Origin of the sequence: Candidatus Fukatsuia endosymbiont of Tuberolachnus salignus (genome assembly GCF_964030845.1) — a bacterium.
In the GTDB taxonomy this organism is placed as follows: domain Bacteria; phylum Pseudomonadota; class Gammaproteobacteria; order Enterobacterales; family Enterobacteriaceae; genus Fukatsuia; species Fukatsuia symbiotica.
The window spans coordinates 2,686,325-2,705,682 of record NZ_OZ034983.1 but is presented as its reverse complement, the minus strand read 5'-3'; the positions used below and the strand labels follow the sequence as shown (position 1 = coordinate 2,705,682).

Here is a 19,358-nt window from a genome sequence, read left to right as displayed (position 1 = left end):
GAGACGATTTGTGGCCTAACTAAGGTTCGGGTATACTGTTCTCCCGTCTTAGTTCTTCTATCATCTTTAAACCTAAACGCTCGGGTTCAGCATGACAACTAATTATATTTTTGTGACCGGGGGGGTTGTGTCCTCTCTGGGTAAAGGCATTGCCGCCGCCTCTCTAGCCGCTATACTCGAAGCCCGTGGCCTCAAAGTGACCGTAATGAAACTGGATCCTTATATTAATGTGGATCCAGGGACCATGAGCCCGACACAGCACGGGGAAGTCTTTGTTACTGAAGATGGGGCAGAAACGGATCTGGATTTGGGGCACTATGAACGTTTTATCCGTACCAAAATGACGCGCCGTAACAACTTTACCGCAGGTCGTATTTATTCCCAGGTTCTGCGTAGAGAGCGTCGAGGTGATTATCTAGGCGCGACAATTCAGGTTATCCCACATATCACTAATGCGATAAAAGAAAGTATCGTCGAAGGGGGTTCTGGGCATGATGTTGCCTTGGTTGAAGTGGGTGGCACTGTGGGGGATATTGAATCACTGCCGTTTTTAGAAGCTATCCGTCAAATGGCGGTGGACGTTGGTCGTGAACATACTTTGTATATGCATTTAACGTTAGTTCCCTATCTGGCGGCTGCAGGCGAAGTAAAAACCAAACCGACACAACACTCGGTCAAAGAGTTACTTTCCATCGGTATTCAGCCTGACGTATTGATTTGTCGTTCTGATCGTGAGGTTCCTGCTAATGAGCGGGCAAAAATCGCATTATTCTGTAATGTGCAGGAAAAAGCGGTAGTATCCCTGATGGATGTTGATTCTATTTATAAAATTCCCGGATTATTGCAATTGCAGCATCTTGATGATTATATCTGTCAGCGTTTTAATTTAAGCTATCCTGAAGCCGATTTGTCTGAATGGCAGCAGGTGTTGTACCAGGAATCGAATCCGCAAGGGGAAGTCACCATTGGCATGATCGGTAAATATGTAGAATTGCCGGATGCTTATAAGTCAGTGATTGAAGCATTAAAACACGGAGGGTTGAAAAATCGTTTAATGGTAAAGATTAAACTTATCGATGCACAGGAGATAGAAACACAGGGTAAGAATGTACTTCAAGGGCTGGACGCGATCCTTATTCCGGGTGGTTTTGGCTACCGTGGTGTAGAAGGCATGATCACTACGGCACGCTATGCGCGGGAAAATAATATCCCTTATTTGGGGATTTGCTTGGGTATGCAGGTGGCTCTAATCGAATTCGCTCGCAATGTTGCTGTTATGGAAGGCGCCAACTCAACAGAATTTGTGCCAGACTGTCAGAATCCAGTGGTTGCGTTGATTACTGATTGGCATGATGAAAAGGGGGGTATTGAAGTTCGTACAGAAGGGAGTGATTTTGGCGGAACCATGCGGGTGGGTGGGCAGCAATGTCATTTGATTGAGGGCAGCAAGGTACGGCAGATGTATGCTGCTACCATTATCACTGAGCGTCACCGTCACCGTTATGAGGTCAACAATATGTTATTGCAGAAAATTGAAGAGGCTGGACTCTCTGTCGCTGGGCGTTCTGCAGATAATAAATTGTTAGAAATCATCGAATTACCAAACCACCCATGGTTTGTGGCTTGTCAATTCCACCCGGAATTTACTTCGACACCACGTGATGGCCATCCATTATTTGCCGGTTTTATTAAAGCGGCCAGTGACTACCAGAAATCGGTAAAAAAATAGTTTAGCTTATGTGTACTAGAGGAAAATCTAATGTCCAAAATTGTTAAAGTCATCGGTCGTGAGATCATCGATTCCCGTGGTAATCCAACCGTAGAAGCTGAAGTACATTTAGACGGTGGTTTCATGGGGTTGGCTGCTGCGCCTTCAGGAGCGTCTACCGGTTCTCGTGAAGCACTTGAATTGCGTGACGGTGACCAAAAATGTTTCCTTGGTAAAGGTGTGACCAAAGCTGTTGCTGCGGTGAATGGTGCTATTGCCGATGCCATCCGTGGCAAAGACGCGAAAGATCAGGCGAATATCGATAAGATTATGATCGATTTGGACGGTACTGAGAATAAATCTAAATTCGGTGCAAATGCTATTTTAGCGGTATCCCTCGCGGTGGCGAAAGCGGCGGCGGCGTCTAAAGGTATGCCTCTGTACGAGCATATCGCCGGATTGAGTGGTACCCCATTAGATAGACTGTCGCTGCCATTACCGATGATGAATATTATCAATGGCGGTGAACATGCTGATAATAATCTCGATATCCAGGAATTTATGATTCAACCGGTTGGTGCTCAATCATTTAAAGAGGCACTACGTATCGGTTCTGAAGTGTTCCACACTTTGGCAAAGATTTTGAAAGAAAAAGGATTCAATACGGCTGTAGGTGATGAAGGCGGCTATGCACCCAATTTAGCGTCTAATGCTGCTGCATTGAAGGCCATCAAAGAAGCGGTAGAGCGAGCCGGTTATGTACTGGGTAAAGATGTGACTCTGGCGATGGATTGTGCGGCTTCAGAGTTTTACAACAAAGAAACCGGGAACTATGAGTTGAAAGGCGAAGGAACAACTTTCAGCTCAGAGGAATTTACCCATTATCTGGAAAAATTGACTCAAGAATATCCTATCGTTTCTATCGAGGATGGTCTCGATGAGTCCGATTGGGATGGTTTTGCCTATCAAACTAAAGTGCTGGGTAAGAAGATCCAATTGGTGGGAGATGATCTGTTCGTAACCAATACCAAGATCCTGCAAGAAGGGATTAAGAAAGGCATTGCTAATTCTATCTTAATTAAATTCAATCAAATTGGTTCTCTAACTGAAACACTGGCCGCCATCAAGATGGCGAAGAAGGCAGGTTACACCGTTATTATCTCTCACCGTTCGGGAGAAACGGAAGATGCCACCATTGCCGATTTAGCGGTAGGGACCGCTGCCGGTCACATCAAAACCGGTTCTATGAGCCGCTCTGATCGGGTTGCCAAGTACAATCAACTTATCCGTATTGAAGAAGCACTAGGTAAACCGGGTAAGCCAGCGAAGTGCAGCTGGTTAGAAGTTAAAAGCCAAGCATAATCATTTTTCGTCGTTGTGAATAACCCGCTGTGGCGGGTTATTCGTTACGATTTTGCAAAAAGTCTAGTCAATTCACACCACTTGCTACGATTTTACAAGAGGTCTGGTCGTTATAGTTCAGGATGGTCTCTCGTTATAACGTTCACTCGCTACGTCCCAATCCACTACATTCCAGAATGCTTTGATATAGTCGGGGCGACGGTTTTGGTATTGAAGATAATAAGCATGTTCCCATACGTCTAGGGCAATGATCGGATAACCCGATACGCCCGCGATAGCTTCACCCATCAGTGGATTATCTTGATTAGCCGTGGAAACTACCGCTAGCTTGTCACCTTTGCTCACCAACCAAGCCCAACCTGAACCGAAACGTGCCGCTGCTGCTGTTTCGAACTTAGTTTGGAATTCTTCAACCGTGCCAAAATCACGTTCGATGGCCGCTTTCAGATTGCCGGCCAGCGTAGTACCGATTTTCAGGCCTTGCCAAAACATGCTATGGTTAGCGTGTCCACCAGCATTGTTACGCATAAAAGTACGTTTCTCATCAGGGACTTTATTCAGATCTTTGATCAATTCTTCAACCGACTGTCCTGCCAAGTTTGGATAAGCCTCTAGCACGGTATTAGCATTATTAATATAAGTTTGATGGTGTTTGGTATGATGGATCTTCATTGTTTTCTCATCGAAATGAGGCTCTAGTTCATCATAAGCATAGGCGAGGGTAGGTAATGAGTAACTCATATTGTTATCGTCTCCATAAGTTTGATTGGTGGATAAAAAATCATCACAGTAGACAAAGACCTTGCATCCTGCGAAGGTAGCATCATTATAGTGAATTAAACGCTATCAGACGTCTAAGAATCTGTTCGAAATCTCTTGTGCTCGCCGTGTTTTGGTCAAGTCATTCGTCAAAAACGCGCTCAACATGCTCATTGACTCCCTTTTTGTTGTATACAAAGAATAAACTGCGCTTTTTCGCCCGTTTTTTCCTCGTCTGAACACAGCGAAAAAGATTTGGAACAGGCTCTTATGAAGCCATAAGGAATGCTGTCTTCACGTGGTCACTCGTCGATGAGTATAAACTATTAGACCTCTTTCGAAAGCTGAAACCTACTACGTGATCGAGCCTGTCCTGAAAATTGTGTAATTGCCTATATTTAAACAATTTGTGAATAGGATATAGACAATGGTAAGAAAGAATAAATTACCGGATACCCCGCAACAATCTCAGCTACGTCAGGTAGCTCAGGCGCTGGTAAAAGACATTAAAACTGAATCTGATCTAAACAAGATACTCAATGAATTCGTTAAGATGACAGTAGAAGCGGCATTAGGTGCTGAAATGGAACATCACCTAGGTTATGCCAAAAATGCGGCTGAAGGACGTGGCAGCGGTAATAGTCGTAATGGCTATTCTGCAAAAAATATTACCTCTCAGTACGGTGAATTAGCGATAGAAACGCCCCGTGACCGTAACGGCGAGTTTTCCCCGATAATGGTTGAAAAAGGGCAAACTCGGCTGACCCATTTTGACGATCACATTTTAGCGTTTTACGCTCAAGGCATGACCACACGGGAAATTACCGAAACCTTTAAAAAAATCTATGATGCTGAGGTATCGCCAACCTTGATATCTAAAGTCACTGATGCGGTAATTGACCGAGTAACCACCTGGCGTAGTCGCCCACTGGACAATCTGTATCCGATTGTTTATCTGGATTGTATTGTCGTTAAAGTTCACCAGGATAAGCGGGTTATCAATAAATCTGTCTATATCGCGCTAGGCATCAATATGGAAGGACATAAGGAATGCCTTGGCTTGTGGATAGCGGAGACGGAAGGAGCAAAGACCTGGTTATCGATTCTGACCGAGTTAAAGAATCGGGGCTTAAATGATATATTAATTGCTTGTATGGATGGTTTAACCGGGTTTCCTGAGGCTGTCAACACGGTCTATCCTGAGACAAAAATCCAGCTTTGCATTGTCCATTTAGTCCGTAATTCGGTCAAATACGTCAGTTGGAAAGATCGACAAGCACTCTGTGCCGACCTAAAACTCATTTACCGTTCCGCTACAGAAGAAAATGCTTTGCAAGAGCTTGATAGTTTTGAAGGACGCTGGGGTGAAAAATACCCAACACTGGTACAAATTTGGCGCAGAAATTGGGATAACCTATCCACATTTTTTACTTATCCCGACGAAATTCGCAAGGTGATTTATACAACAAATGCGATAGAATCACTCAATAGTGTGATACGTAAAGCCATAAAAAAACGCAAAATATTTGCACATGATGGGTCTGCATTAAAAGTGATTTATCTGGCAATAGAATCTGCATCAGAAAAGTGGACAATGCCGATACCAAACTGGCGTCAGGCTCTCAATCACTTTATGATCGAATACCCTGAACGGTTATCAGTGTATTTATGAGGAATCGGCAGTTACACAGAATCTTGTACAGGCTCCAAAATAGCAACCCGTTGGCTTGTAGGTCTTCCATGATTTCGTTGCTAATTGCACGTGGAATAGACTGAGTAGGGTTTAGTCCATCAATGTTATGTCTACCAATAACTTCGTGTATCTGCCTTACATTCGTCAATACCTGATCAATAAAGCGGCTGCTTGGTGTGGCTATAATTGCTTTGTTATTGCGATCGGCGTAATTATATTGGAAATAGGGATCGACGGTTAATTTTCCAAGCGGTGCAAAGAGTGGTTGCCTCCGATCGATGGCTTCAATCACCTTATCCCTTATACGTTGTACATCTATGTCATCGATTCCTTGCAGTTGATCAATATAGCCTCCCCGATTTTCACTGGCAAGAATGCTTGCACGCGCAGGCATTTCACCACAGCGTGTTAGCTCATCTAACACAACACGCATGATCACTTCCTGACTTTGTGTCTTTGACACATCGATGGCATCTATTTTGCCGATCTGAGTGATAAGCATATGATGTAAACTGGGCAGTAGCTCATTATTAAGGTAAAGCCCACCATATTCCTCCAATATTAGCAGGCGACTAATATCGGTAGCTGCGATTAAATTGCCTCTTGAAGCGAGTTCCTTAATGTAAAGTTGATAATCAGGTAGCTTATTCATTGGGTGAAAATCGATCAATCTAACATTGTCGGGATGATCTGTGCCCTGTCGCAGTTTTTCCAGGTCAAATTGAAAACTGTCAGCATTGGCTTTACGGATCCTGATCAACTCACCTGGTTTTGCTAGCCCGTTTGCCTCCAAAAATATTATCACTGCCTGGTCGAAAGAAAATTTTCGGTTATCGGGTTGACTGGCGTCGTACTGTGACATCGTTTTAACAATATTTTTATATGCTTTGTCTTGCCAATCAATCAGCTGTGTTTTAAAGGCTTCGTTGCTTCTATATCCCGCATTCAATGAATGTCTAATAGCTGCTTCCTGTAGACGCCCGCAAAGTTCGCCGGCCAGTAGCGTCCCGGAGTCCATCCATATATTTATCTTATAGTCGCTGGCGTTCTGCTGTATCCATAGCTTGATATAGTCTAGTTGGATCGCTTCAAACTTGACCAAAGACATGAAGTGTATTTCCTGTGGAATTGCTTCTGATAGTACAGCTATACGTTGCTTGATAGCTTTAAGCAATTTACTTTGATTGAAAGGATAGTAGTTACATCTCCCCATCCGGTAAAGTATGCTGGTTAGCGCTTCCATTTCGGATTTTGGTGAAAGCTGTTGGCTTCGGAGTAAATATTCTGTCATTGGTGTATTCGGCCTTTCGGAAAGTACTCTTTCTTCCTGTAAAGAGTACTTTTTGTTACTAGCGACATATTCTATTAGGACTGTAGCTAGCTCCTCTTCACCAGGTTTGGTTAATATGACGAGATTTTGTGTGAGAAAGGCGTCTATTTTTTTTGCGAGTTCTGAATTGGTCATGCTGTTTACCATTTTTGATTATTGTTGCTAAGACGAATATTTTTTGCTCACCATGGGCATGGATTATATTTTTTTGAATAGATTTTAAAAAATTGAAGTGGGTTAAAAAAAAGAGAAAAACCTGTAAATTGCGGTTTAATAGATCGGGATACTAAAAAAGCAAAAATTTTAAAAGAATAAGGAGGTTAGAGAATATCTAACTAAATGTTTAATGGGTTCGAAGCGGGAAACGGCGAACAGGATCCTTGAGCAAAGTTATTTGACCAGAATATAACGGAGAATGGCCCTATACTGATGACATTGCAATGGTTCTAATGGCGGTCTAAGAATGGAGGGAATTTACGTAAAGACAAACGCAGAATACTCCGGCAATCAATCAGGGTACCAAGGGAAGGAGGCAATAATAAAACCCCAACTTTCCGCGCACTCTACGCCCATTTTATGCAAAATGCAAAATCTGAGCACCCGATTACTCTACGCTTGTCTTCTCATTATTCACCCGCGATCTTCATTACGGGTAACAACACAGAACCACATTGGATGTTACTACGGGTTTCAATATCACTGCCGACACTGACAATATTGCGTAACATATCTTTCAGATTACCCGCAATGGTGATTTCACTGACCGGATACTGAATTTCACCCTTTTCAACCCAAAACCCGGCAGCACCACGCGAGTAATCACCGGTGACATTACTGACACCATCACCCATCAGTGCTGTTACCAGTAAACCTTTATCTAGCTGTTTCAGCATACCGGTAAAATCCTGCCCTTGACCCGCAATACACCAATTATGGATCCCGCCGGCGTGACCCGTGCTTTGTAGTTTCAGTTTACGTGCTGAATAGCTGCTCAGTAGATAGGTTTCCAGCACTCCGTTTTTAACTATCTCTCGTTTAACAGTACGCACGCCTTCACTATCAAAAGGAGTAGACGCCAAGCCACATAGTAAATGCGGATGTTCTGTTATCGTCAACCATTCGGGTAAAATTTGTTTACCCATATGATCAAGCAAAAAAGTCGATTTACGGTAAATACTGCCACCACTGATAGCAGCAACCAAATGCCCCAATAAACCCGTTGCCACTTCTGCGGCAAATAATACAGGTGCCTGCATAGTCAATAATTTACGGGGAGCCAAACGCGATAACGTACGGCGAGCGCATTCCTTACCTATCCATTCAGGAGTTTGTAAATCTTCCATTCGACGGCTGACGCTATAAGCGTAATCACGTTCCATTTTCCCTTCATGTACGGCAATCACGCTGCTGGAAAGTGAATGGCGGCTGGAGCAATAACTTTGTAACATGCCATGAGTGTTACCAAAGACCCTAACACTATAATGGCTATTAAAATTGCCTCCTTCAGTATTCGTGATACGCTTATCAGCCTCTAATGCAGCCCGTTCTGCTCTAGCCGCCAGTTCAATGCCATGAACAGCCTCCAAATCACCTGGATGAAAAAGATCCAGTTCCGGTGCATCAAATGCTAGCAGAGATTTATCTGCTATCCCCGAATATGGATCGACTGAAGTATAGCGGGCGATATCCAGAGCGGCGTTCACTGTACGAGCAATGGCATCAGGATTTAAATCTGTTGAAGATGCACTACCTTTACGCTGTTTATGATAAACAGTAATTCCTAACGCACCATCGCTATTGAATTCCACATTTTCCACTTCAGCGAAGCGAGTACTGACACTGATACCGGTCGTTTTGGTGATCGCAACTTCAGCAGCATCGCAAGAAGGGCTGGCCAATTCTAATGCCTGTGCAACAGCTTGTTCCAGAATTTTACGTTGTTCTACAACTTGAGTGACTACTTTCATCGATTTGCCATAGTTAATAGACTGTTTGCGAAAAATTTCTGTTCACAATCATAGTAAACAGCTGCCCAAGTTTAACAGGATCCACATACAATTTCTCACAAAGAGCAGAAGCTGATAGGATCGACCTCTTTTTAAGGAGTTCGACCATGAACCAGCAGCCCGAAAATTGGCTCGACAAAGTAACAGAAGATCAAAATGATGACGATGAAATTATCTGGGTAAGTAAAAGTGAAATAAAACGCGATGCAGAAATGTTGAAAGATCTTGGTAGTGAGTTAGTTGATCTGGGGAAAAATGCGCTGGAGCGTATTCCGTTGGATGAAGATCTGCTCGCCGCCATTCAACTGGCGCAAAAAATCAAAAAAGAAGGGCGCCGTCGCCAAATCCAGCTTATTGGTAAAATATTACGCCGCCGCGACATTGAACCCATTCAAACAGCATTAGACAAACTAAAAAATCGTCACGACCAACAAACTTTTCTGTTCCATAAATTAGAGGCACTGCGCGACCGCCTGATTACAGAAGGTGATGATGCCATCCTTGCCGTATTAGCACTTTATCCACATGCCGATCGTCAGCAATTACGTAGTTTGGTTCGTAACGCACAGAAAGAAAAAGCGACGGGTAAGCCAGCACAAGCCTTACGTCAAATTTTCCAGTATTTACGTGGACTCGCGGGTGAAACTCCGTAGCAAAACGCTCACTGATTGAATTTTCTACATGTGTTAGACTTCTTGCAAAACCGTTGTTCGTTATGTCAAGGCGCCCGGCGCGCAGCCACCGTAGTATATTGCGAACGCCGCGTAACGTAGAATTTAGACCACGTAGTAGGTTTTGCAAGAAGTCTATTGGTGAAGAATTTTTGTACTAATTGTCTGAATCTTTTATCATTGTGATAATATTACTGGTCGAAATGCCCTCTTCAAAATTCAATATTTTAACTTCACCGCCAGCCTTCCGTACTTCTTCGCTACCGGCAATTTCGTGTGCTTGGTAATCCCCACCTTTCACCAGTAGATCCGGCAAAATACCACTAATCAATCGCTGTGGCGTATCTTCTTCAAAAGACACCACCCAATCAACGGCTTCCAACGCCGCAAGTACTATCATACGTTGCCCCAAGGGATTCACCGGACGAGTAGGACCTTTGAGACGTTGTGTCGAGGCATCACTGTTGACTGCCACAATCAAGCGATCACCTAATTTACGTGCATTAGCCAAATAAGAAACGTGCCCAGCGTGAAGAATATCGAAACATCCGTTTGTCATTACAATTTTTTCACCGCCACGGTGTGCCTGTTTAATAGCATCTTTTAGCTGTTGCTCACTGACCACACCGAAGCCGGTTTTAGCTCGACCTCGGATAGCGTTTTCCAACTCAATGGGTGAGACTGTCGATGTTCCCAATTTGCCCACGACCACACCTGCCGCAGCATTTGCCAAAAAGCAGGACTCTTCTAGAGAGTCACCTGCTGCCAAGGCGGCGCCCAGAACACCAATCACTGTATCGCCAGCACCCGTTACATCAAACACATCTTGCGCCTGAGCAGGGAAATGTAACGGTTGTTTGCCCACCTGTAACAACGTCATTCCTTGCTCAGATCGCGTTACTAACAAAGCGGAAAATGCGAAATTTTTAATCAATTCCATGCCACGAATGACAATTTCATTTTCATCTTTACAATGACCGACGACAGCTTCAAATTCGGATAAATTCGGCGTCAGTAGGGTCGCACCGCGATAGCTTTCAAAATCACTCCCTTTCGGATCAATCAACACAGGAATATTTTTTTCTCGTGCCAGTTGGATCATACGCTGGACATCATTCAATGCTCCCTTGGCGTAGTCGGATAACACCAGTACCTGAGCATCAGACAACCCTTGCTGAATAATCGTAAACAATGATTGCGAATCAACATCGCTGAAACCCTCTTCAAAATCCAGACGAATCAGCTGTTGATGACGTGAAAGCACCCGCAGTTTAGTATTGGTAGGATGAGTCGGTAGCTCAACAAAATTACATTTCACATTAGCATCTTTTAATTTACTCCTTAGCACCTTTGCCGCCTTATCAGTGCCTGTCAAACCGATCACACGAGAAAAAGCACCAAGGGCGGCAATATTCACTGCCACGTTAGCAGCGCCACCCGGACGCTCTTCAATGCTATTTGTATCTACTTTTACAATAGGTACTGGTGCTTCTGGTGAAATGCGATTCGTCGATCCATACCAATAGCGATCTAACATCAGATCACCAACCACCAATACATTGCCACGACCAAAATGAGGTAGGGTAATTTTCACCTTTTGACTCCTAAAACCAACATCACTTAACTCCTCATAGTGCGAGTATTTTATTTATCATATAAATCAATAAATTAAAAACAAAAAGTCACAATCGATCGAAATTAGGTCAAAATACATAGATGCGGCTCGCATCCTAACACCTTACTTGGTAGCCCAAAAGGTAATAATTAGTATCGAATTTCGTCCCACTCACTTCCTCGGCTATCACGGTATTTATCCGTCATGGCAGAAGATTTGTGTCCCAGTAATTTTTGTGCAAAATCGTTACCTCTGGCTTCACTGTGCAGCCGCGCGGATAAACTTCTAATCTCGTGAAATGAAGGCGGTGTGCCCTGCCATTTCAAGCCTGATTTCTCTCTTGAATCGGCAAAACCTGTCGATAGCGATCTCTGACTGAAGCGGGTTTTATTCCTTCCCGCAAAGACATAATTTTCACCCCTTATTTGTTGCCGACAATCCGCAAGAACACCTTCAAGGTTCTTGTCAATCACCTCCAGATTCAAGGTTAAAGGTATCGCCAATTTCATCCCTGTCTTCTGTTGCTCTACCCACCATTTCCCATCATGAACATCTTGCCATTTCATCCGTTGGATATCCCCCACCCGCTGACCTGTCAGTAAGGCCAAATCCATGCTTAAACCTATCAACGGCTGCCGTTTGTTTGCCGCTTCTCTTATCACAAGAAACTCTTCCAGTGATAAACGTTCTCGCTGTATCTGTACGCGAGGCTTCTTCGTCGCTGTAGCCGGATTGGTTGCCAAATGCCCTTCTGCAATGGCTTCATTAAACATATCGATCAACAAGCTGCGAATTAATTTTGCACTGGCGGTTTTGCCTTGTTCGCTGTAACTCTTTAAAAATTTAGCAATGTCTTTGGTGGTAAGGGTGTTCAATGTACTATCAGGAAAAGCCTGGGTGATGGCCGTTAATCTTGATTGGTAGTCTGTGAGTGTTTTAGAACGAAGGCCACGTTGATGCAATTTTTCTTTAAATCTGGCTATCCATTCTGTCACCGACAGCGTATTCACCTCGTTAATTCTGTCTACCAAATTGTAGCGTTGGTCAAAAATCTGCATATTCATGGCAATCGCTTCGTTGATTGCGATACGTTTCACGCTCCCTAGGCCGTATTCCTTACCTGTGCGGGGGTCTCGGTAGCAATAGTAGCCGTTATTGCGGACATACAGATTGGGGGGCAGGTCTCGGTTAGCCGGCTTTCTTTTGCGTGCCATGATACAGTCTCTCCATTAAGCGCTTTCCGGCGTAACTGGCGGGGGTTGTGGGGTCGATCTTCACGGCATTAGCGTTAACAAGGTATTCTCTGCCATCGAGCCGTGGTGGCGGTTGGATGGCACCAGAGCGGACCCATCGACGTACTTGTTCCATGCAACGTGGGCGAGGCTGATTTTGATTCCATTGCTTGAGGCTGATTTCCATCGCAGTGCTTTCCTTATCAACGTTAAAAACGTCATGACCTCGTCCGTGTTGTAGACGGAAGAGTTATAGAGGGTCATGTGAATAACTTTATTTTAAGAATAAAAAATAATGAGAGGAATAATCAATATCAATAAATAATAGCGTCTTTCATTGTTATGAGGGGGTAGTATTAAAATAGGGTCTTCTCTTTATAGGTCGAATAATGAGGCAATCATATAAAATTTATCCAATAAAAATAGCCTTGATGAAGAAGGCTATTTTATTTATTCTGTAATAAAATCCATTTTCAATTTTTCAATGTGGCAATAATCGTGTCTTTGGCTATTTCACCATAATGGTCGATAAGGTATTGAGCAAAATGAGCTGCAGTGATTCTGTATCCACAATGAGCGCTGACAGACGCGGCAAAGGTTTCAAGTGCTTGGTGGAGTATCGCGCCAATATAAATCATCTCTGACGGTTCTTTCATCACGTCTTGTAACATAACGCTTCCTTTTTTTAGAGATAATATGTAAGTACTCCACTTGTATTGATAAGACGAAGCCCTTCGCTAAACGCATTATTTTTCGAAGAAGCAATAAAATGGTTTTATGGCAATCGATGTGTAGGCTTTTTTCTCTTTTTAAACCAACTTCTTAATCGAGTAAACCAATTTTTTTTCATTTCGCTTAGCTTCCAAGACCTTATCTTTTAACGCTCGTTTTCTCGCTCTGCTCTGTCTGTTGCTCATAAGAAAACCTCCTACTCAATAAACTGTATCCCGGGGCGTATAAACGCGTGGGGAACAGTGCGGTCAAAGCCGGTTTGATGACAAAAATGTTTAAAGTCCAGCAATGAATGCACTTTCGCTTTTTGGTATAGAATACGAATTCTATTTTCTATTGTGCGATGAGAACGTGCCAATTTTTTACCTATTTCCTTGGCACTCATCGTGCGTAATAAATAAAAGACTATCCTCAGTTCAGATTGTGTGAAGAGATTCGAGGGCGGTTCCAATAATAGCGTGGCAGTCAGCTTATCCACGTAGTGTGGCAGTGAAATAATAGCCAATTTTCTGCCATAAAAAACGGTGCCGATGCATTTCTTTCTTTATTATGCAACGGAAAGGTTTCGTATAAATAAGGTTGCAGTTTCTGCTCACGACCAAAGAAATGCGTTTTAATGAGGGTAATTTTCTGTCCGCTTTTTATAACCTCTCTTTCCAGTTTTTGAATTATTAAAGCAAATTCTGCAATACACGTAGGAAGTTCATCATCACGTCGTCCTATTACATCAAATCCTTGTGGCAAATTTAAAAAGTCAAAAAAAGCACGATTGGTATAAATAAAGCGTGAGTCACTGTCTTTTATTCCCCAAACATCTTGACTGTTTTCCATCATTGATGTCAGAGGCAATGAACTTGAGACCTTTGCTATTTTTTTCATCATCTGTCCTAACTCCATTCAGCCCCTTTCATTGTGGATGACGCCCATTTAGGAGAGGGTAAATTACTTAGTCAGTGCGAAAGTCTAATTAGAAAAATAAAATGGAATAGTCTCCACGAGAGAGACTCTCTTTTCTATTTTTATCATGCTAGACGCTATCGCTTTCTACATCCCTTCAAAGCAAAAAGCGCAAGGCGGACATGAAATACGGTAAACAGACCATGCAGAGAATACGGTTCAAATTTGAGTTTTGCACTTGCCAACGTCTGTTTCACTGCGGGATAGGACACAGAACGTAATAAGGCGATGTCTTTTTGTGACACGCCTAACGCGAAAAGCATCGCCGTTTCAAATTGCACCGGTGTTAATTCAGGAAAAACTTCCCGTAATTCAGGAAATTGGGTAATATCGATGTTAGCCATTGTAGCCTCTGTGGTAGGTTGTGGTGGTTAGCTGACAGGGGTGGTTAGTCCCACCTCTGTTAGCGCTAGGGTTAAGTGATATAAACGGGATTGCGTCACCGTCGCTATTTGTAAGTTGTTGTGGCTATTTATGTTTTCATGGTGAGTGACTCCGTGGGTTTATGATGCGATGCCAAGTTCTTTTTCGTGGGTGAAGTGTCCGTCCCAATGGGTTTTCATTGGCAGCTTATTTTTGCGGTAGAGGTCAAATAATCGGATTGCCCCTTTGCGCAGTAAAACGGGTTGGTACTTGATAAAGTCATCACCGCTATGAATGCTGATTTTATGTTGATGTTCCGTCAAATATCGGTCACGCGCATAAGAGGTTGCACGCCAGCGGGTATGGGATTTACTTTCGTTATAAAGCCAATTTCTGTCCGCTAAACAGTGATTAATCTGCTGTGTATTAATACCGTTGAGCATTTTGCAAAACTGAGTCGTCGTTATTCCTTCCTTAAACAGGTTTTTCAACTCGTGTAATTCCGCTTCCTGTTCTTTGTTCACTAAGGCTAACCTGGTTTTTTCGCGAAACTGCTCTGCCCATGCCATAGCCGCAACAGGGGGGTCTTCGAAATTAGGTAATATGCAGACAGGCCGTGTTGCTTTCTCTTCCAGCTCCCGCCAGCGTGTGGCGACTTTATGGCGAAGTGGAATACTGTAACCCATGACCAATGTCATGGTTAAATCTTGGTCAAGTAAATATTCCTGATAAGTGCGACCATTGGTGTCTTTGTAATCTCCCGAAAACTCGGGAGATTGAATATTGAGCGATTCGAACATTTTTCGGCAGTCGACTAGCACATGATCATGACGTTTACCCGTTAGTCGAGCAATTTCACGGCTAGACATTTTTACCTGTTGATAGATAGTGATGACATTTGACATAGAGAAATTCCTTATCTTGAACTTATATGGTGATTAACTCATCAGTGAAGTGGGGTTTGCGGGCACTTCCCATCCGATAACCGAGAAGGTATCCATCTTGGGATGGTTCCAGCGTGTTGTGTGTTTATTAACCGAATGACTGTCAATTAGTTCCTGAACGCTTTAAGCTCTTCACCTTCTACCTTGTGATATAGCAATGGCCGTATAAGTTGACTGTAAAAATTTACACTAATACATTGATATTAAATAATATTTACTGGTAAAATAAATCATGTTACATGGCCCCTGCTATAATGCTTACTCTCAATGAATCTCTCTTTATTCCGTTTAAAATTTTGCTGAATGTTATTACTATCCGTACCGTATCCTTGTGCTAACAGTTCAGTGGTGATAACCCGCTTGTGGTGATAGATAATAACGGGTAAGTTTTCGGGACTTAATGGGGCTTGTTGATGAATATCAATGATATTTGGCATGCAAAATTCCTCACAAATGAATTGCGATTCGTAGAATCCCGGTACGTTACCGAGATGAGAGATTAATTACGTCTTGGTGTTGTGCCAGCGGGGAGCTGAGCGTTTAGGCTTCTATTAACAAAATTGGCGAATACCATCCCATCTTTGAAACGATCACAAAGATGGTAGGCTAAAGGTGAATTTAGTTTTATTGAAGGTGTATAATTGCTCATTGTCTGACCCATAACACGCTATGGGCGTAAAAAAACCGCACTACTTATGTATGCGGCATTCGCTAGTTAAAGTTATTTAACACCTTTAACGAAATATTCCTCGAGGCTGAATCATCATTCAGCCCGTCCGGGTATAGCAGGTGTTAAGACACCTTAATGTAGCAATACTTCAATATCTTTAATATCTTGGTCAGAAAGTCCAGTATATTTTTTAATCTTTTCTTTGCTTGCTCCGTCAGCAAGAAGTTCTTTCGCGATTTTTAAGGACGCTTGTTTTTCTCCCTGTTGCATGCCCTGTTGCATGCCCTGTTGCATGCCCTGTTGCATGCCTTGTTGCATGCCTTGTTCCAGACCTTGTTCTATGCCTCGTTTTTCGCCCCGTTTTTCGAGTTGTTGTGCAATTGTCATAATGTCCTCACGGTAAGTGGGTGTCTGATCCACGAGCGCTTTGAAGAACTTTTCAGTATTCTTCGTTTCCCCTTGGTAGGTGATATAATAGAGCAAAGCGTGGAACAATTCACGGTTTGTATAACCTTTATTCAATAGTTCTGCAATGGGTCCGACAATGTTTATCATATCACGCATGTAAATGTGTTTTTGCACCAGTTCCATCAACGCCACATGGCCGTGTGTCATGATTTCCTCATCAGGAATAACGCTAATATCCACCAAAGGAAACGGCTTGGTGTAGATTTCTCTGGCTAGCTCCGGGTCAACAAAACAATCCATCAAATCCCTGCTGTAAGGATAGGGCCGCCTTTTCCCGTGATAAAACAATATCGGCACCACAATAGGTAATTTTTCGTTCGGGTTTTTGTCAAAATATTTTTGCCAAATCCCCACACAATAGCGTAATTCACGAAACGTCATCAAAAGTTGCGGGTTGCTTTGATGTTCGATAATACACTGAATGTACGCCTTGCTGCCGTCGTTCATCTGCATTGAATAAACAATATCAGAGAAATATTGTCTCAAATTTTCATCAACAAAGGAGCAATCTTCTACTTTCAGTGTAGAAAGGTCACATTTCTCCAAAATAGCGGGCGGTAAATGTGTTTTCAAAAAGTCTCGTGCCACCTCAAGATTGCCCAAAAACTTCTTACAGAAGGCGTCGTGAGGAGAAATTATTGCTTTCATCGCTTTATCCTAAGCTTAATATAACGACGTTTCAGAAAGGCATGACCTGTATCATACCATCTCTGCCCCTGTTTTGATGTTGACGACCACTTTTTTTAGTGGCGTTATCTTCATGCCACTTTTCCATACGTTTTAATCTGTTCGATTTCATCTTCAAGTTCTTGCAGAAATTTGCGCACTTCTGTTTCAATTTCCTTGCCCAGTGCCTCATCAAAGTGAATGCGCTTTTTGAAGTAGGCTAATGTGTCAGGCAGTCGATTATCATAGCTGACAAAGTCACACCATCGACGCCCCGTACACAGCATTTGTGCATGCATTTGCAGGCGGTATTTTTTTTCTGGTTCACCTGTTCTTATCGTTTTCAGATGTGTCCAGGTTTTTGGGCATTTGATTTCGATGAGGCCATCCTCATTAACCAGTCCGTCGGGACTGGCGGCAAACCCCTCAATAGTGGGGTGGTCGACGAGACCGACCTCCGTGACTTCTACTGCAAATTCACGCAAGATGTAAGCCTCACGGGCGACGGGTTCCAGTGCCGTCCCGTGCTTCATTTCAGGTGTGACAAAGGTGTCTTCCCGTTTCCCCGTCAGACGCTGGCAAATCAGCTCGGCCCTGTATTTTTTTCGCGTTGCGGCGTCGCCTGTTTTGACTTTTGCCATCACCTCTGCCAATTTGCTGGCTGTGACCTTGCCACAGCGGGCAGCAAACCACTCGTCTGTTCGTTGTTCCATTTTTTACCTCGATAGCTGTGTTATCCGTAAAGACTGAGTTTGATTTAAAAGGGAATGGGTTCATCAAACGCAATCGGTGGCGTGGGGTTACATTGCTGCTGTGACACCGCCTTCATAGACGCCTGTCCCCACAACTGCTGATTTTGTTGCCGCTGCTGTCCTTGTGGTTGTGTTCCACCCGCTTCGATAAAACCTAATCGGGCATTGTTCAGTTCCAGGACGATCGCTTGCCCGTTTTTTCCTTCGTAGGTGTCGATTTTGATGCTTTCACCGAAGAGCTCAACGATGGCGCCTGGGTTGAGTGTTTCGCGGTAAAAATCTGCTTGATTGCCGGCTTTGGCGAACAGTACCGCCTGGTAGTTAGTGAAAGCATGGGTTTTTAATTTGCGATCGTAGTATTTAACGCCACCCCGTAGGGCGAAGCCGATGGCGTCAGTGGCCGCAAATTCTCTGGCGGCCTGTTGGAGTTTGAGGGTGATGGTATGTGCCATTAGGCTGCCTTTTCTAAGGTTGCTGAGTGGGTGAGATAAATGTCGTTGGCTTTTTGTGCTAAATCAGGCTGCTGGATAAGCAACTGGCTTAGTCGGTTATAAGCCCCCTGTAAGGCCACTTTATCCTTGCATTGATGCGCCCAGTGGGTGAAATCGGTGAGGTATTGTTCTGGGGTGCGTGCAGCGGTGGGCTTCGTTTGTGGGGTCCCCTTGTTTTCTTGCTGCTTGTAAGCTTCGGTGTCGGCATCTTTGGCATCATCAATCGCAAACAGGCCGTTCAGGCAGTACTTGCGCGCGTAGGAGCTGGTTGCCCCGGTCAGCTGTGCCGCATCCATGCCTTTTTTGTTCAATTCTTCCCGTGCAATTGCGGAGGCCTGAAACGAATTTTCACCGTCCGTCAAGGTTGCAGTCGCTTTGACGTAATAGCGATCGCCCATTTGTACGATTTCATCACTTATTGATAAAAACAGGTCGCCCAGCAGCGGTTTAACGCCTTCCAAAATGTCTTCACAGCTGCGGTAGTGGTATTTGCCAAAGGTATTATATTGATTTTTCGGTGCATTGAGTTCACGTTGAATAGTCGCTAGCTTAAGATAAAATGCTTTATTCTCCATAATAGACCTCATTGTATTCATCACGGTGGTAGAGCCGTTCTTTGGCTAACATCCACTTTGCTTTTGAGATAAAAATGCTGAAAAATGCCTCATCGATGTCATCGGGTTCAGTGTCAGCCAAGGCGAGGGACAAAGCCTCACTATCAAAATGGGGCAATTTTTTAAAGAGCTGGGCGATGTGGTCAAAGGTGAAATATTTGTCCCACTCTTCCGCCTGTTCATTAATGTTGTGCCAATCTTGATCACTGAACGTGTTCATTATTTTTCGTGCTTCAATAAGCGTCTCGGGTGTCATGCCAGTCGCCCTCTGCTTTTACAATACGCTTGAGACATGCGGGCATAGCCCCGCTCGCTGTTAAGGAAA

Annotated in this window: 21 protein-coding genes; 4 read left to right on the top strand and 17 right to left on the bottom strand. The window is 43.6% G+C overall.

What is annotated here, in order from left to right:
- Window positions 1–91: 91 nt before the first annotated feature.
- Window positions 92–1,729, top strand: a complete 1,638-nt coding sequence (locus AAHH42_RS12960) for a CTP synthase (protein WP_342221311.1) — start codon at window positions 92–94, stop codon at window positions 1,727–1,729.
- 30 nt (window positions 1,730–1,759) lie between these two features.
- The gene (gene eno / locus AAHH42_RS12955) at window positions 1,760–3,070 is read left to right on the top strand and encodes a phosphopyruvate hydratase (RefSeq protein WP_342221310.1); all 1,311 of its coding nucleotides are present in this window, start codon (window positions 1,760–1,762) and stop codon (window positions 3,068–3,070) included.
- 117 nt (window positions 3,071–3,187) lie between these two features.
- Here eno and sodA read toward each other — a convergent pair whose 3' ends face one another.
- A complete protein-coding gene (sodA, locus tag AAHH42_RS12950; RefSeq protein WP_342221309.1) occupies window positions 3,188–3,811 on the bottom strand; it encodes a superoxide dismutase [Mn] in 624 nt (207 codons plus the stop codon).
- A gap of 445 nt (window positions 3,812–4,256) precedes the next feature.
- Between sodA and AAHH42_RS12945 the strand changes: the two genes are divergently transcribed.
- Window positions 4,257–5,501 carry an IS256 family transposase gene (locus AAHH42_RS12945; RefSeq protein ID WP_342221106.1) on the top strand — a complete coding sequence of 415 codons (1,245 nt, stop codon included), beginning with the start codon at window positions 4,257–4,259 and terminating at the stop codon, window positions 5,499–5,501.
- Here AAHH42_RS12945 and AAHH42_RS12940 read toward each other — a convergent pair.
- A complete protein-coding gene (locus AAHH42_RS12940; RefSeq protein WP_342221308.1) occupies window positions 5,461–6,630 on the bottom strand; it encodes a TcdA/TcdB catalytic glycosyltransferase domain-containing protein in 1,170 nt (389 codons plus the stop codon). The two genes, AAHH42_RS12945 and AAHH42_RS12940, sit on opposite strands and share 41 nt — an antisense overlap.
- An 848-nt stretch (window positions 6,631–7,478) precedes the next feature.
- Complete coding sequence (gene pmbA, locus AAHH42_RS12935; protein ID WP_342221307.1) at window positions 7,479–8,819, bottom strand: metalloprotease PmbA; 1,341 nt, start codon at window positions 8,817–8,819, stop codon at window positions 7,479–7,481.
- Between the two features lie 146 nt (window positions 8,820–8,965).
- On the opposite strand from pmbA, the gene yjgA reads away from it, so the two are divergent.
- Complete coding sequence (gene yjgA, locus AAHH42_RS12930) at window positions 8,966–9,511, top strand: ribosome biogenesis factor YjgA (protein WP_072550642.1); 546 nt, start codon at window positions 8,966–8,968, stop codon at window positions 9,509–9,511.
- 175 nt (window positions 9,512–9,686) lie between these two features.
- Here the strand turns inward: yjgA and hldE are convergent, their stop codons facing one another.
- The 14 genes from hldE to AAHH42_RS12860 all read right to left on the bottom strand — a co-directional run bounded on the left by hldE (window position 9,687) and on the right by AAHH42_RS12860 (window position 19,289).
- Window positions 9,687–11,123: a bifunctional D-glycero-beta-D-manno-heptose-7-phosphate kinase/D-glycero-beta-D-manno-heptose 1-phosphate adenylyltransferase HldE gene (hldE, locus tag AAHH42_RS12925; protein WP_342221306.1), complete on the bottom strand. Its 1,437-nt coding sequence runs from the start codon at window positions 11,121–11,123 to the stop codon at window positions 9,687–9,689.
- Window positions 11,124–11,293: 170 nt separating this feature from the next.
- Window positions 11,294–12,358 carry a site-specific integrase gene (locus tag AAHH42_RS12920; protein WP_072550644.1) on the bottom strand — a complete coding sequence of 355 codons (1,065 nt, stop codon included), beginning with the start codon at window positions 12,356–12,358 and terminating at the stop codon, window positions 11,294–11,296.
- A complete protein-coding gene (locus tag AAHH42_RS12915; RefSeq protein ID WP_072550645.1) occupies window positions 12,333–12,563 on the bottom strand; it encodes an excisionase in 231 nt (76 codons plus the stop codon). The genes AAHH42_RS12920 and AAHH42_RS12915 overlap by 26 nt, the downstream gene beginning before the upstream one ends.
- Window positions 12,564–12,849: 286 nt before the next feature.
- Window positions 12,850–13,047, bottom strand: a complete 198-nt coding sequence (locus AAHH42_RS12910) for a hypothetical protein (protein ID WP_342221028.1) — start codon at window positions 13,045–13,047, stop codon at window positions 12,850–12,852.
- A 257-nt stretch (window positions 13,048–13,304) separates the two neighbouring features.
- A complete protein-coding gene (locus tag AAHH42_RS12905; protein WP_342221027.1) occupies window positions 13,305–13,613 on the bottom strand; it encodes a hypothetical protein in 309 nt (102 codons plus the stop codon).
- On the bottom strand, window positions 13,574–14,005 hold the full coding sequence (locus AAHH42_RS12900) for a PAS domain-containing protein (RefSeq protein WP_342221026.1): 432 nt from the start codon (window positions 14,003–14,005) through the stop codon (window positions 13,574–13,576). The genes AAHH42_RS12905 and AAHH42_RS12900 overlap by 40 nt, the downstream gene beginning before the upstream one ends.
- 137 nt (window positions 14,006–14,142) lie before the next feature.
- Complete coding sequence (locus AAHH42_RS12895; RefSeq protein WP_342221025.1) at window positions 14,143–14,409, bottom strand: transcriptional regulator; 267 nt, start codon at window positions 14,407–14,409, stop codon at window positions 14,143–14,145.
- A 159-nt stretch (window positions 14,410–14,568) separates the two neighbouring features.
- A complete protein-coding gene (locus tag AAHH42_RS12890; protein WP_342221305.1) occupies window positions 14,569–15,333 on the bottom strand; it encodes a Rha family transcriptional regulator in 765 nt (254 codons plus the stop codon).
- Between the two features lie 269 nt (window positions 15,334–15,602).
- Entirely contained in the window at window positions 15,603–15,809 is a 207-nt protein-coding gene (locus tag AAHH42_RS12885; protein ID WP_119797157.1) for an ORF6N domain-containing protein, read from the bottom strand.
- A 365-nt stretch (window positions 15,810–16,174) separates the two neighbouring features.
- Window positions 16,175–17,158 carry an Rpn family recombination-promoting nuclease/putative transposase gene (locus tag AAHH42_RS12880; protein ID WP_342221304.1) on the bottom strand — a complete coding sequence of 328 codons (984 nt, stop codon included), beginning with the start codon at window positions 17,156–17,158 and terminating at the stop codon, window positions 16,175–16,177.
- A gap of 110 nt (window positions 17,159–17,268) precedes the next feature.
- Window positions 17,269–17,889 (bottom strand): lambda exonuclease family protein, encoded by a 621-nt coding sequence (locus AAHH42_RS12875; protein ID WP_342221064.1) that lies wholly within the window; start codon window positions 17,887–17,889, stop codon window positions 17,269–17,271.
- A gap of 44 nt (window positions 17,890–17,933) precedes the next feature.
- Window positions 17,934–18,380, bottom strand: coding sequence for a hypothetical protein (locus AAHH42_RS12870; protein ID WP_342221063.1), 447 nt, complete (start codon window positions 18,378–18,380; stop codon window positions 17,934–17,936).
- Window positions 18,380–18,994 (bottom strand): ERF family protein, encoded by a 615-nt coding sequence (locus AAHH42_RS12865; RefSeq protein ID WP_342221062.1) that lies wholly within the window; start codon window positions 18,992–18,994, stop codon window positions 18,380–18,382. Before AAHH42_RS12865 ends, AAHH42_RS12870 begins: the two co-directional genes overlap by 1 nt.
- On the bottom strand, window positions 18,984–19,289 hold the full coding sequence (locus AAHH42_RS12860; protein WP_342221061.1) for a hypothetical protein: 306 nt from the start codon (window positions 19,287–19,289) through the stop codon (window positions 18,984–18,986). Before AAHH42_RS12860 ends, AAHH42_RS12865 begins: the two co-directional genes overlap by 11 nt.
- Window positions 19,290–19,358: the final 69 nt, after the last annotated feature.

What these genes read in the sequence shown, in the direction of transcription:
- AAHH42_RS12960 (WP_342221311.1), top strand. Translation starts at nt 92, where the DNA reads ATGACAACTAATTATATTTTTGTGACCGGGGGGGTTGTGTCCTCTCTG.
- eno (WP_342221310.1), top strand. Translation starts at nt 1,760, where the DNA reads ATGTCCAAAATTGTTAAAGTCATCGGTCGTGAGATCATCGATTCCCGT.
- sodA (WP_342221309.1), bottom strand. Translation starts at nt 3,811, where the DNA reads ATGAGTTACTCATTACCTACCCTCGCCTATGCTTATGATGAACTAGAG.
- AAHH42_RS12945 (WP_342221106.1), top strand. Translation starts at nt 4,257, where the DNA reads ATGGTAAGAAAGAATAAATTACCGGATACCCCGCAACAATCTCAGCTA.
- AAHH42_RS12940 (WP_342221308.1), bottom strand. Translation starts at nt 6,630, where the DNA reads ATGTCTTTGGTCAAGTTTGAAGCGATCCAACTAGACTATATCAAGCTA.
- pmbA (WP_342221307.1), bottom strand. Translation starts at nt 8,819, where the DNA reads ATGAAAGTAGTCACTCAAGTTGTAGAACAACGTAAAATTCTGGAACAA.
- yjgA (WP_072550642.1), top strand. Translation starts at nt 8,966, where the DNA reads ATGAACCAGCAGCCCGAAAATTGGCTCGACAAAGTAACAGAAGATCAA.
- AAHH42_RS12920 (WP_072550644.1), bottom strand. Translation starts at nt 12,358, where the DNA reads ATGGCACGCAAAAGAAAGCCGGCTAACCGAGACCTGCCCCCCAATCTG.
- AAHH42_RS12915 (WP_072550645.1), bottom strand. Translation starts at nt 12,563, where the DNA reads ATGGAAATCAGCCTCAAGCAATGGAATCAAAATCAGCCTCGCCCACGT.
- AAHH42_RS12910 (WP_342221028.1), bottom strand. Translation starts at nt 13,047, where the DNA reads ATGTTACAAGACGTGATGAAAGAACCGTCAGAGATGATTTATATTGGC.
- AAHH42_RS12900 (WP_342221026.1), bottom strand. Translation starts at nt 14,005, where the DNA reads ATGGAGTTAGGACAGATGATGAAAAAAATAGCAAAGGTCTCAAGTTCA.
- AAHH42_RS12895 (WP_342221025.1), bottom strand. Translation starts at nt 14,409, where the DNA reads ATGGCTAACATCGATATTACCCAATTTCCTGAATTACGGGAAGTTTTT.
- AAHH42_RS12890 (WP_342221305.1), bottom strand. Translation starts at nt 15,333, where the DNA reads ATGTCAAATGTCATCACTATCTATCAACAGGTAAAAATGTCTAGCCGT.
- AAHH42_RS12885 (WP_119797157.1), bottom strand. Translation starts at nt 15,809, where the DNA reads ATGCCAAATATCATTGATATTCATCAACAAGCCCCATTAAGTCCCGAA.
- AAHH42_RS12880 (WP_342221304.1), bottom strand. Translation starts at nt 17,158, where the DNA reads ATGAAAGCAATAATTTCTCCTCACGACGCCTTCTGTAAGAAGTTTTTG.
- AAHH42_RS12875 (WP_342221064.1), bottom strand. Translation starts at nt 17,889, where the DNA reads ATGGAACAACGAACAGACGAGTGGTTTGCTGCCCGCTGTGGCAAGGTC.
- AAHH42_RS12870 (WP_342221063.1), bottom strand. Translation starts at nt 18,380, where the DNA reads ATGGCACATACCATCACCCTCAAACTCCAACAGGCCGCCAGAGAATTT.
- AAHH42_RS12865 (WP_342221062.1), bottom strand. Translation starts at nt 18,994, where the DNA reads ATGGAGAATAAAGCATTTTATCTTAAGCTAGCGACTATTCAACGTGAA.
- AAHH42_RS12860 (WP_342221061.1), bottom strand. Translation starts at nt 19,289, where the DNA reads ATGACACCCGAGACGCTTATTGAAGCACGAAAAATAATGAACACGTTC.